General features: G+C 55.5%; 10 protein-coding genes. 6 read left to right on the forward strand and 4 right to left on the reverse strand.

Going from position 1 to position 11861, the window contains the following annotated elements; all coding sequences use genetic code 11:
• Positions 1 to 199 precede the first annotated feature (199 nt).
• Entirely contained in the window at positions 200 to 1408 is a 1209-nt protein-coding gene (locus tag VFA76_00480) for a tetratricopeptide repeat protein (protein HZR30309.1), read from the forward strand.
• A 183-nt stretch (positions 1409 to 1591) separates the two neighbouring features.
• Complete coding sequence (locus tag VFA76_00485) at positions 1592 to 2632, forward strand: M48 family metallopeptidase (GenBank protein HZR30310.1); 1041 nt, start codon at positions 1592 to 1594, stop codon at positions 2630 to 2632.
• Positions 2633 to 2652: 20 nt separating this feature from the next.
• Here VFA76_00485 and VFA76_00490 read toward each other — a convergent pair whose 3' ends face one another.
• Entirely contained in the window at positions 2653 to 3960 is a 1308-nt protein-coding gene (locus VFA76_00490) for a divalent metal cation transporter (GenBank protein HZR30311.1), read from the reverse strand.
• Positions 3961 to 4462: 502 nt separating this feature from the next.
• On the opposite strand from VFA76_00490, the gene VFA76_00495 reads away from it, so the two are divergent.
• The 4 genes from VFA76_00495 (at position 4463) to VFA76_00510 (ending at position 9413) form a co-directional block, all read left to right on the forward strand.
• The gene (locus VFA76_00495) at positions 4463 to 5209 is read left to right on the forward strand and encodes a hypothetical protein (protein ID HZR30312.1); all 747 of its coding nucleotides are present in this window, start codon (positions 4463 to 4465) and stop codon (positions 5207 to 5209) included.
• 284 nt (positions 5210 to 5493) lie between these two features.
• On the forward strand, positions 5494 to 7326 hold the full coding sequence (locus VFA76_00500) for a S8 family peptidase (GenBank protein ID HZR30313.1): 1833 nt from the start codon (positions 5494 to 5496) through the stop codon (positions 7324 to 7326).
• Positions 7323 to 8090, forward strand: coding sequence for a hypothetical protein (locus VFA76_00505; protein ID HZR30314.1), 768 nt, complete (start codon positions 7323 to 7325; stop codon positions 8088 to 8090). The genes VFA76_00500 and VFA76_00505 overlap by 4 nt, the downstream gene beginning before the upstream one ends.
• A 165-nt stretch (positions 8091 to 8255) precedes the next feature.
• Positions 8256 to 9413 (forward strand): 2'-deoxycytidine 5'-triphosphate deaminase, encoded by a 1158-nt coding sequence (locus VFA76_00510; GenBank protein ID HZR30315.1) that lies wholly within the window; start codon positions 8256 to 8258, stop codon positions 9411 to 9413.
• Positions 9414 to 9441: 28 nt separating this feature from the next.
• Here the strand turns inward: VFA76_00510 and VFA76_00515 are convergent, their stop codons facing one another.
• The 3 genes from VFA76_00515 to VFA76_00525 form a co-directional block, all read right to left on the reverse strand.
• Positions 9442 to 10113: a sigma-70 family RNA polymerase sigma factor gene (locus VFA76_00515; protein HZR30316.1), complete on the reverse strand. Its 672-nt coding sequence runs from the start codon at positions 10111 to 10113 to the stop codon at positions 9442 to 9444.
• 3 nt (positions 10114 to 10116) lie between these two features.
• A complete protein-coding gene (locus tag VFA76_00520) occupies positions 10117 to 11049 on the reverse strand; it encodes a PP2C family protein-serine/threonine phosphatase (protein ID HZR30317.1) in 933 nt (310 codons plus the stop codon).
• Between the two features lie 103 nt (positions 11050 to 11152).
• Positions 11153 to 11833: a response regulator transcription factor gene (locus VFA76_00525; protein HZR30318.1), complete on the reverse strand. Its 681-nt coding sequence runs from the start codon at positions 11831 to 11833 to the stop codon at positions 11153 to 11155.
• Positions 11834 to 11861: the final 28 nt, after the last annotated feature.

The raw sequence follows: 11861 nt of genomic DNA on the forward strand, positions 1-11861 counted from the left end.
TGTGTTGCTGCAAATGATTAGCTGGCTCATGCCGAGGTAATTCGTTTCCATACAGTGAAAGCCTTCTGAAATTTCATAGAAACTACGATCGTAATACAGATTTTGGGAGAGCCGCCCAGGGGCTCGCGCCGGAAGCTTGTTCTCTTGACGCTAAGGGGTCCGCACGTAATATCGTGAAAAGGAAGCCGAGCCTGGGTCAATGATCATATTCTGCCTCACATATTTGCTGCTAGCGATGCCCAGCTTGCAACTCACCCAATCAGGTAGCGCGAGTGGACTGCCCACAAGTTCTCCGACCAGTGCAAGTGAGGCAAAGACGAAGGCGCTCTATCTGAAAGGCGAGACCGCGTTACAAAAAGGGGACTTGAGTACTGCAGAGGGAGCATTCCAGGAGATCGTGGCCCATAACCCGGCCGATCCTGGGGCCAACGCCAATCTCGGCGTGATCTACATGCGACGACGGAATTGGCCATTGGCGCTGCGCTATCTTCAAACAGCGAGAAAGCTGGCGCCCAAAGTGCCGGGTATCCGGCTGAACATTGGGCTGGCTTATTACCGGCAAGGAAATTTCGCTTCTGCGGTTGCGCCGTTCCAGTCCGTGATCCAAGACCAACCCGACTCACTGCAGGCGCGCTACCTTTTGGGCCTCTGCTATTTCTTTACGAACCGACACAGCGATGCGATTGAGGCGCTCGATGGACTATGGCCGCAGGAGAATAGCAATCTGACGTACCTCTATGTGCTGGGAATCGCGGCGCACAAAGCAAAACGGGGCGAAATCGAGGACCGCGCACTCGGCCGCTTATTGGAAATTGGGCAGGATACGCCGGAGTTTCATCTTTTGATGGGCAAGGCCTATTTGAATCGCCAGGAGGACGACAAAGCGATCGCCGAACTGGAGCAAGCTGCCAAGGTCAATCCCAAACTGCCGTTCCTACACTTCAATTTGGGGCTGGCATTGCTTCGCAAGCAGAACTACGAGAGCGCTCGGGATGAGTTTCTTAAAGATGTTGCGGTGGAACCGGATGTGGCTTTTAATTACGACCAATTGGGATTGGTTTATTCCTATCTTGGTCAAGATGCCGACGCCGAACGCAATTTTCAGGCCGCGCTGAAGCGTGACCCTCGCCTCACCAGTTCTCATCTGGGAGTGGCGAAGCTCTACCAAAAGAAGAGACAGTATCCCGCTGCATTAAAGGCGCTGGAAGAAGCCGGCAAGCTGGATCCGAATAGCTACAACATCCATTACCTCAAGGGACAGGTGTTGCGGCACATGGGCAGAATGCAGCAGGCAAAGGTGGAACTCGACCTTGCTTCTCGAATGATGAACACGCGGCGCAGCGAACGCCAACGTGAACTGAGTGGTGAGACTATTCCCGATCCGCAGCTCTCGGCACCACCGGAATAGAACCAAGCTGGCGACGGCAGAATGCCCTGCGTCGCGGGAGGGGGTCTATCCTGGTTCTCCTTGGCTCCAGGCGCTTTCCGTGCAACTGCCCGGCAACGTTATGCGTCTAACTCACTGACTCCACCCATCTCAAGCGCGGCCAGAACTGCAGGACCATCCTCGGTTCAGTTGTGAGGTAACCATATGAAATGCCGAGCCTTATCACTCCTTACCGTCCTCATCCTTAGTGTCAGTGCCTTTGCCGCGAATGACGACAAGAAAGACAGCAAGGACGACAGCCTGCCTAAAGAAGTTCAGAACGGCAGTCTGAAAGATGTGTCCGCCATCGGAAATCGCAATGTGGGATGCGGACGCGGTGTCGGCAATTGGTACAGCCTGGACAAGCAGATCGCCATGGGCAAGCAGTTCGCTCAGCAGGTTGAATCCTCGTCCAAGCTGGTGAGTGATCCTGTAGTGACGGAGTACGTGAATCGCATTGGGCAAAATCTGGTACGGAACTCCGATAGTAAGGTGCCATTCACAATTAAAGTGATTGATTCCGACCAGGTAAACGCTTTCGCGTTGCCCGGTGGTTTCTTCTATGTGAATTCTGGACTGGTTCTGGCCGCTGATAACGAGGCCGAACTTGCCGGAGTAATGGCGCATGAGATTGCCCACGTAGCGGCGTGCCACATTGCGCGCGAACAGACGCGCGGGCAGCTGGCTAACCTGGCCTCTATTCCGCTGATTTTTGTGGGAGGCGGAATCGGATATGCCATTCAGAATGCCGCCGGACTCGCCCTACCCGTAACCTTCATGAAATTCTCCCGTGGCTTTGAAGCGGAAGCTGACTACCTGGGCGTACAGTACATGTACAAAGCAGGATACGATCCGCAATCGTTTACTAGTTTTTTTGAGAAGATCCAGGCCCTGGAAAAGAAGAAGCCCGGATTTTTAGACAAGGCTTTCGATAGCCATCCCCAGACGCCGGCCCGGGCCGCCAAATCCCAAGAGGAGATCGCGAGCATCCTGCCGGCGCGCCAGCAATACATTGTGAACACCTCGGAGTTCGAGGATGTGAAGACGCGGCTCAACCAAATTGAAAACCGCCATAAGGTTGATAATCAGAAAGACAATAATCGGCCGACGCTGCGAAGGGCGCAGCAGCAACCCGACCAGAAGAACCCGAGCGGGACCGATGATGGCCGGCCGACGCTCAAGCGACGCACCGACAGCGGAATGTAAGGTTGAATGTGGTGCTCACACTATAAGTGCAGCACCACGCGGCCGAGGTATAACAGAGTTGCCGCGGCACAACCGCCAGCAGCGGCCCCTATCGCGAAGTTTTGCCAAACTGTATTCTTGGTGCGAACGATGCGGGTGTCGTTTGACACCACCAGAATAAAGGCTAACGTAGGGACTGTTAGTATTCCCGCCAGGATCATTGACCAATAGAGGGCTTTCACGGGGTTTATCGGGGTGAAGTTTGCGATGGTTGCGGCAATCATCGCTCCCGATATGAGCAGGTAGAACCTCTTGGCATGCCATGGAAACGAACTCAGTCCATATTCCCAGCCCAGGCTCTGAGCTACGTCATAACACATAGAACCCACAAGGACTGGAAGCGCAACCAACCCAGAACCGATAATCCCAAGCGCAAAAACAAACTTGCCGTAGCCGCCAACCGCGGGGCTCAGCGCTTCAGCCGCCTGGCGCGTGGTCATGTCAATCGGCTCCTTCAGGTGCAGCACCGACGCAGCGCAGACCATCACCGAGAAAAAGAGCAGCCCGCTGATCAGGGTCGCAGCATATGCGTCCGCTTGATGGGGCTCGTGTTCGGGATCGGTCCGTGAACTTGCCTGCCAAAGCAGAATGTAGGGAGTCAGTAATGAGCCGAAGATGGCAATCACTCCGTCCAGCAGGTGCCCGTTTTGGGGAAGATGGGGCACAAGACTATGCCACAGCAACTGAGAAATGCTGGGTTTCATGAGAATCGCCGCCAGTACATAGACGTAGAGGGGCAGTGAAAACCAGACCAGGGCCTGGGTGATTCTCCGGTAATCGCGGAAGATCAGGATGTACCACACTGAAAAGGCAATCGCGCCTACCAAGAAGGTCCTGGGCACATCAATAAATATCGAAAATGCGTCAGACACTGCCATCAAATCGGCAATAATCACTGCCATACTGCTGGTGATGGTGAGGGCCGCCGCCACAATCGAAAGCTTTCGTCCGTAGTGCACACGCAGGAGATCGAATAAACCCTTACGGGTTTGAACGCCCACACGGGCTGTGACAGAGAAGATAGCGAGCAGGAAAGGGACGCAAAGCACAACCAGCCAAAGTAAAGAGAACCAAAAAGCCGCTCCAATTACGGTAGCAGTGACAACCGCCGAAGGATCGAGGTCAGATGCGCCGGTTACGATTCCCGGGGCGATTCTGGATAACCACGCTCTCCATCCGCTCTGAGGCTTAGTCCCTGGAGGTTTGGTTTCTCCTTGAAAAGGGACGACTTTGCCACGGAGCTGAGAACTACCGTGCGCAGGTTTTCTTTGAGGTTTTCGCCAGTCCACGATCTAGGAATCCGTTCCATTTGCCGGCGCGATTGATATCCGGAATCAGAAAGACCTTCTGAGCCGGTGTTTGGCCCAGGACAATCGCTAATACGCACTAACAGCTAACCTTACGACGCATGAGAGCTGGTGCAGGTTGTCATCCACCCGGCGCGGGTGCGGACGCGCAAAAACCTGCCTCGCCAAGATGCCCCTGCAACACTGCTCCCCCAATGCTTCAGGACTCTCCAGGACGAGGCCCATGGCCCTTTTCCGCGTTGTTTTGCGCCCTATTTTTTCCACAAACACGGGTATCACCTGAGAACACCTTAGGTATACACCTTAGACGTTCTCTCGCAATCGTTTGTCTCTGGATTTCTTTGATTCTGAGGCATTTGGCGGATTGGTGTGATCCTGCAGAGATGTTACTTTCACCTACGTCAGGGTGGAAGCTTCGACCGTCAAACCTGCCGTCGCGCTCGACCGCCGCCAATTCCCGAACTACTACTTTTTAGGAGTCCTAATGAATTTTGCAAAACTGGTCGCATGGCTGCTGCTTGCGGTTTCTCCCAGCTTGGCTCAACTGATCCCTAAGCCTCCCAGCAGCGCAAAGGTATTCAATGATGTCGATCAGATGAGTGGTTGGGTCGGCTGTGACAAGTGCGCCAATGGCGTGCGCGCAACTTTCTGGTTCAAGCAGAACGTCAGCAGCCCCTCGCTGGATGGGCGTTCGATGCTGGGCTATATCAAGGGCGGCTATAAGTTATGGGCCGACGATTTATTCGTAAAAGAGTTCGGCGATCAGAGAAACAAGAACCACATTCTGTGGAGCACGACCTTTAAGTGGAATGCGCCCAAGATCAGGCAGCCAAACGGAAGATATGTAGTCCAGGCGATTGAGTTCGACACCTTGTTTCTGGACAACGGGTACAAATACTGGTTCGGCACGCAGTGCGGCTATGCGCATGGCACTTGGGACCTCTGGAACATGTCGGGCCGTTACTGGGAGCACCTATCCCTTCCTTGCCAGAAGTGGGCGCCGGGAAGCTGGCACAACGTGACGTGGTACCTGGAGCGGGACCCGGTTAAAAAGTACGTCCACTTCGTAACCCTCCAGGTCGATGGTAAGCAGTACTACATCAACCGCTGGATGCGCGCTGTGGGGGTAGCTGCCGGTCACAACTTCAAAGTGCAGTGGGAGCAAGACACGGATATGTACGGCGACCCATGGTACATGTGGGTTGACAAAATGAAGGTCACCCTCTGGTAGGTGACCGGGCAATAGGCGCGCCACATATCTGTTCTCCCTCCTAAGGAGGTAAAGGCGGGTTTCCCGAACGGGGATCCGCCTTTGCCTTTTATCTCGCTACCCTGACATCAAAAGCAGTGGGACAAAACGTCACGTGGCTATGCCCGGGGGACAGTTTGTCCCTTTGCCGACAACGGTATCTCCGACCTAAGTACCACATCCACAGCAAGTTACAGCTAATGGGAAGATTGGCCCCCCTCCTGCATTGTTAGGCAGTGAGACGGCGGCCTCATTTGCCGACTGTTATGCGGAGCAAGCACATTAAATTCGGAAATCTAGTCGGGCGGACGCTGACGGCAATCTTGATCGTCCTGCTGAGCATTACCTCGTTACACGGGAGTACGGTAAGCGACTCTACATCGGTGTCGCTAATCAACGGCGCGAAGATATCACCCAAAGTTTCCTCAAAGATCTCGCCCGACCTCTTGGAGAGGATCCAGAGCGTAACTCTGGACACACGGATCAACATCATCGTCCGGTACCGGTGGGCTCCGCGGCAGGAGCAGTATGACAATGTTCGGGAGCACGGCGGGAGAGTCCACCGGCGTCTGCACTCGATCAAATCTGCGGCCCTGAGTCTTCCGGCGGGAGCCATCCTGATCCTGGCTAAGCAAGCGGAAGTCGAATACATCACGTTGGACCGCCCGGTTGCGATGTCATTGGATTACGTTACCAAGGCAGTGAATGCCGATATCGCCTGGTCCTATGGCCTCGACGGCAGCGGCATAGGTATTGCCATCATCGATAGCGGAGTTTACTCACATCCCGATTTGAACACCGCCGATGGCAGCGGTTCACGCATTGTTTACAGCGAGAGTTTCGTTCCGAACGATGCCAACCCCGACGACGCCTATGGGCACGGGACTCACGTTGCCGGAATCGCCGCGGGAGATGGCCAGAGCTCTGTTAATGGCTATAAGGGCGAGTATCGCGGCATCGCTCCCAACGCAAACATTATCAATCTGCGGGTGCTGGATGCGAACGGCAGAGGCACCGACAGCGGTGTAGTGTCTGCCATTCAGAGGGCAATCGAACTGCAGGCCCAGTTCAACATCCGCATCATTAATCTTTCTCTGGGACGCAGAGTCTTCGAGAGTTACACGCTGGATCCGCTTTGCCAGGCGGTAGAACAGGCCTGGAAGGCGGGCATCGTAGTGGTGGTGGCAGCCGGCAATTATGGGCGTGACAATTCCCTGGGCACGCGAGGGTATGCGACGATCGCAGCGCCGGGAAATGATCCCTACGTGATTACTGTCGGCGCCACCAACACGATGAACACGTATTCCCGTGCCGATGACACCATTGCCAGCTACAGTTCCAAGGGCCCGTCATTGTTTGACCATGTCGTAAAGCCCGACTTGGTCGCGCCCGGAAACACAGTGGTTTCGCTGGGTGATCCAGGAGCAACCCTGGAGAGTACATATCCCAAGCTCAACATCTTCCCCTGCAATGCATTTGGACAGTGCAACAGTACCGTCGGTCCTTCGCAGTACTTCCGTCTGAGCGGGACCAGCATGGCGACACCGGTTGTCTCAGGTGCTGCCGCGCTCATGATTCAACAGGACCCGACCCTTACACCGGACTTGATCAAAGCCCGGATGATGAAGACGGCGTATAAGTTCTTTTCGAACTTCAGTGTGGGCATGGATCACTACGGCTATAGCTATAGCAGCCAGAGCGATCTTTTTACTTACGGTGCGGGCTATCTGGACATCCCTGCCGCGCTGAACAACAAGGACAGCGGCGCCGGATTGGCATTATCGCCTTACGTCGTGTACAACCCAATCACGCACACAGTGACCTTGAAATACCCCAACACCGTGCCGCAGGGTACGTCCGTGCTGTGGGGAACCTCGGTGGTTTGGGGCACTTCAGTAGTGTGGGGAAGCAATATGTTCGTGGGCGCCTCCTCGGTCCTCTGGGGATCATCGGTGGTATGGGGCACGGATACCAACTCAGCCTTCAGCGTCATATGGGGAACCAGCGTCATTTGGGGCACAAGCGATACCTCGGCATTCAGTGCCGACGACGGCGATTGCCCGATTGATCCAGTTACGGGCCTGGCGGTGTGCCAATGAAGACAAAGGCGGGAGTTGCGGGTTTTGACGGCCTAAGCAAAGTTTTTATAGGCGCGGTACTGGTATCGGGCACCGTTGTCCTCGGCGAAGCAATGCTGCTCAGAGGGTTTAGTCATCAGGCCTGGTTTATCTACATCGGCGTGATGGCGGTGGTTGCGTCCAGGTTTAAGGTCTCGTTACCCGGCCTGAATGGCAACATGTCGGTAAATTTGCCGTTTATTCTGCTGGCAGTTGCCGTCCTCAGCTTTAGCGAAGCGGTAACCGTGGCGGCCTTGTCCACGCTGGTGCAATGCCTTCCGAGAGCTGGGAAGCGGTCCACAGCAGTTCAGGTAGCGTTCAATATGTGCAACATGATGAACGCGGTGGCACTCGGCTTTCTCGGGGTTGGACTTCTGACGCGCACAAATCTGCATGAAAAAGCAGTGATACTTGGAGTGACCGGCGCCATCTTCTTCCTCGCTCAGACAGTGCCGGTCGCGACCGTGATCTCGCTGACAGAACACCTCAAGGTGCAGCGGGTTTGGCGAGAGGTGGCGAGTTTGACGCTGCCTTACTTCGTTCTGAGTGCTGGGGTGGCTGCAATCTCGCTCATGGCCATGCACACAACCCGGCCAAGCGCTGCAGATTACTTGCATTGGAGTATTCCGGCACTGGCGATGACGCTCATGTACTTCACCTACCGTTCGTTCCACCTGTACTTCAGGCCGGTAGCAGAGGCCGAGGTGAAACCTGCCCAAGCCATGGCCGCCATGGCGGGGCGCTAGACAGCTCCCGCATAACCCGCAGTCATGGCAGGCGACTTTACCGCCTATTTTCCTACCTAAAATTCACAGGGTTCCTCAGAAACCGGGAGAGGGGAATTCTGATATTGTTTTCGTAGCCCCCTTAGCAAGGGATCCCCAGATACTATGCCTTTGGATGTGACCACGGTGGCACCCGGTCTTTTCCCTGAACTAGAGCGCACCGATGTGGCAACATCCAAGACGGGAGTCCTGCCTTCGCAGGACATAAGAGCTCTCATTGAGGCAGGGCGGGTTCGCGCGTACACCGAGATAAAAGAAGAGCAGATTCAACCAGCCAGCTTGGATTTGCGCATTGGAGAAGTGGCGCACCGTGTCCAGGCCAGTTTCCTGCCGGGCCCCTCCTGCACGGTTGAGCAGAAGATTCAAGATCTGCGGATGGCCAGAATTGATCTGACTAAAACATCGGTGCTGGAGACGGGCTGCGTTTACATTGTGCCGCTCATGGAGGAGCTAAATCTGCCGGCCAGCATCTCCGCCAGGGCAAACCCCAAAAGTTCCACCGGTCGGCTGGATATTTTTACGCGGCTGATTGCCGACTACGGAACTGAATTCGAAGAAGTCCCCGAGGGTTATACCGGCAAGCTGTACGCGGAGATTGTTCCGCGAACCTTCGCCATCATCGTGCGGGCCGGCATGAGGCTAAGCCAGCTGCGTTTTCTGCGTGGCAATCCGCTTAGTGGCGATCGCGCAATTTATGCGTTGGATGAGGAGAAATCGTTGGTGTATCTGGGCGATGAAAAGAGTCCCACGAAGGCTTTGATTGATCGAGGCTTGCGAGTTTCCGTGAATTTGCAGCCCCATGAACCGACGGAAGTGATTGCTTATAAGGCGAAGAGAAACGCTCCCGCCATTGATCTGGAGAAGATCAACTACTACTCGCCAGAAGAATTCTGGGATGCAAAACGCCAGCCTAGCAAAAATCGGCTGATCCTTGATCCGGGAGACTTTTACATTCTGGCATCGAAGGAAAAAGTGCGGGTGCCACCGGAGTTCGCGGCGGAGATGGTGCCCTTTGACCCCTCAGTCGGTGAGTTCCGCATTCACTATGCAGGATTTTTTGACCCTGGATTTGGATACGGACTCAGCGACATCAAAGGGACGCCCGCCGTGTTGGAGGTAAGGGCGCACGATGTGCCGTTCCTCCTGGAAGATGGGCAGATCGTCGGCCGCCTTACCTATATGCGATTGTTGAGTCTGCCGGAGAAAATTTACGGAACCAACATCGGCTCATCGTATCAGCGGCAGAGCCTTACCCTCAGCAAGCATTTCAAGAAGACGAGTTGACCCTCTCGGGCAGTTAATCCTCTCTCCCTTACCGCACCTCAGCCAGATCACCCCGCAACTTATGAGTAGCGCGGAACAGGATGTTCTTGGCGGTGCCCTCGCTGGTCTTTAACATGCCGGCGACAGTGCGCAGCTTGAGCCCGTGATAGTGCCGGAGTTCAAATACCATTCTTTCGCGGGGGGAGAGTTTTGCCAGGGCGCGGCTGATGTAACCGCGTAGCTCGTGGTTCATCAACTCACGGTCGGGATTGCTTCCGGGCCGGCGATCCGGAACGCGATCCATCACATCGCTTTCTTCACCATCGGGAGAGACAGTGACCGTGACATGCTTCAGACGGTTCTGCCGCCGGCGTATGTAATCCAGGCACAAATTGGTCACGATGCGATAAACCCAGGTGTAAAACGAGCACTCAAAGCGAAAAGTGGAAAGATTCTGGTAAACGCGCAGAAATGCATCCTGATAAATGTCCTGGGCGTCGTGCTCCGAACCGGTGACATGCAGCGCGAGCCGGAGCACAGCCTGATCGTAGCTGCGCACCAGTTCTTCAAAGGCCGCAATATTCCCCGACTGCGCCTCGCGAACCAGCGAGGTGTGGTCCACGGGCACAGTGATGTTCGGGTTGCGTGCTCGAGAAGATGCAAAGGGCACACCGGACATAGCCAGCGGGGTGGCCCTCGATTTGGCATCAGCAAGGGGCATACGTCATCCGACCGAAAGCGTTCCGGTCTCCTCCAGACGGTGTACGACCATCAAAGTAATGTCATCGGCACAAGGGTGACCGCCGGCGAAATCCTGGGCGGCTCCCAACACGGAAAACAGAATGGAGTCAGCAGACCGGGTAGTCGACTCGCTGACTGCAGACTTGCGGGCCGCGGCCACAAGTTGCGGTTGGTCAAAATTTTCGCCGTCAGCGTCGCGACATTCGACGATCCCGTCGGAATACCCCACTAGTGTGTCTGCATGGCTGAGCACAACGTGTCCGTTTGCGAACGGAACGCCGGGAACCGCGCCGAGCAAGGGTCCGCCGGTTTGCAACCATTCGGCGGTGCCGTCGCGGCGCAGAAGAAGCGGAGGGGGATGGCCAGCATTGCAATAGATAAGCTCACCGGTTGCTGCATCCAGCAGCGCCAGGAAAAGCGTGGTCATGGGTGGCTCTGGTTGCAGTGCTGATAGTTGCCGGTTCATTTCCGCGGCAATGGCCGCCGGGTCTGCTAGCGATCCGGCGAACAAGCGAATGAGCCCCATGATGTGAGCGAACCACATGCCCGCAAAGAAACTTTTGCCCGCAATGTCGCCGATCGCAAGCAGCATTTGGTTTCCGACTTCAAAGCTGGCCAGCAAGTCGCCAGAGACCTGGTTTACAGGGAAGATCTCTCCCGCGATGTCGAAATCGGCGTGACGAAAATAACGAGGAGCACTCAGCTTGCGCTGCACTTGAGCGGCCTCTGCGACCGCGCGTGCCAAGGTATCGCGCTCGCTTCGCAGGGTGGTGAGTTCCGCCTCCAGCGCCTGATTGTGGTGGAGTAGCGTCTGCTTGTGAGCTGGGGATGCGGCCCCACGCCGCGCGACTCCCAGCGCTACTGATGAATGCTGCCGCGTGTACTGGATCCGCCGTTCCTGCAAAAATTCGCCCACTGCTTCCTCCGGCTAATTGCCGAGATTTACGGTGCCAGTTTATGAATCCAACGCAGTTGCTCGCTATCCAACTCTTGCTTTCAAAAACCTTGCTCGATTCTGATCAACCTACAAATTTGTATCCAACGCCGTGAACTGTAAGGATGAATCGAGGTTCCTCCGGCTTGGCTTCCAGCTTCTGCCGCAGGCGGACAATATGCGCGTCCACCGTGCGAGTTGTGGGGAACTTGTCATAGCCCCAGACCTCTTCCAGCAAACGATCACGGCTGAGGGTCTCGCCGGGATGAGACAGAAAATACTTAAGCAGCTCAAATTCTTTCGCCGAAAATTCAAGCGGCTTTCCGGCGCGCAGGACCCGGCAGCTGCGCACGTTGACGTCAACATCGCCGAAGGAATGATTCTCACCGCCTTTGGCGGCTCCCTGGCTGCGGCGAAGAACAGCTTTGACTCGCGCCAACAGCTCGCGGATAGAAAACGGCTTGGTTACGTAATCGTCGGCGCCGAGTTCGAGGCCGACAACTTTGTCTACTTCCTGACCTCGGGCAGTCAGCATGATGATGGGCAACGAAGGGCGTTTGGCCTTGAGCTGCTTGCAAACGTCGAGCCCGCTCATCCGGGGCATCATGACGTCGAGCACAAGAATGTCCGGGGAATCTTTGAGCGCACGCTCCAAGCCATCCACGCCGTCTCCCGCAGTAATTACTTCGTAACCTTCGTACTCGAAGTTGTCGCGCAAGCCGGCAACCATGTTTGGCTCATCTTCAACGATGAGAATTTTTGCCATTCCCTTCGACCTCCTGCCTTCCTGAGTA

The organism is Terriglobales bacterium (assembly GCA_035651655.1).
Taxonomy (GTDB): Bacteria; Acidobacteriota; Terriglobia; order Terriglobales; family Acidobacteriaceae; genus DASRFG01.

Bases quoted from the DNA above. Each gene is read 5' to 3' on its own strand.
- VFA76_00515 (HZR30316.1), bottom strand. From the start codon at position 10,113: ATGCCCCTTGCTGATGCCAAATCGAGGGCCACCCCGCTGGCTATGTCC.
- VFA76_00480 (HZR30309.1), top strand. From the start codon at position 200: ATGATCATATTCTGCCTCACATATTTGCTGCTAGCGATGCCCAGCTTG.
- VFA76_00525 (HZR30318.1), bottom strand. From the start codon at position 11,833: ATGGCAAAAATTCTCATCGTTGAAGATGAGCCAAACATGGTTGCCGGC.
- VFA76_00485 (HZR30310.1), top strand. From the start codon at position 1,592: ATGAAATGCCGAGCCTTATCACTCCTTACCGTCCTCATCCTTAGTGTC.
- VFA76_00500 (HZR30313.1), top strand. From the start codon at position 5,494: ATGCGGAGCAAGCACATTAAATTCGGAAATCTAGTCGGGCGGACGCTG.
- VFA76_00495 (HZR30312.1), top strand. From the start codon at position 4,463: ATGAATTTTGCAAAACTGGTCGCATGGCTGCTGCTTGCGGTTTCTCCC.
- VFA76_00505 (HZR30314.1), top strand. From the start codon at position 7,323: ATGAAGACAAAGGCGGGAGTTGCGGGTTTTGACGGCCTAAGCAAAGTT.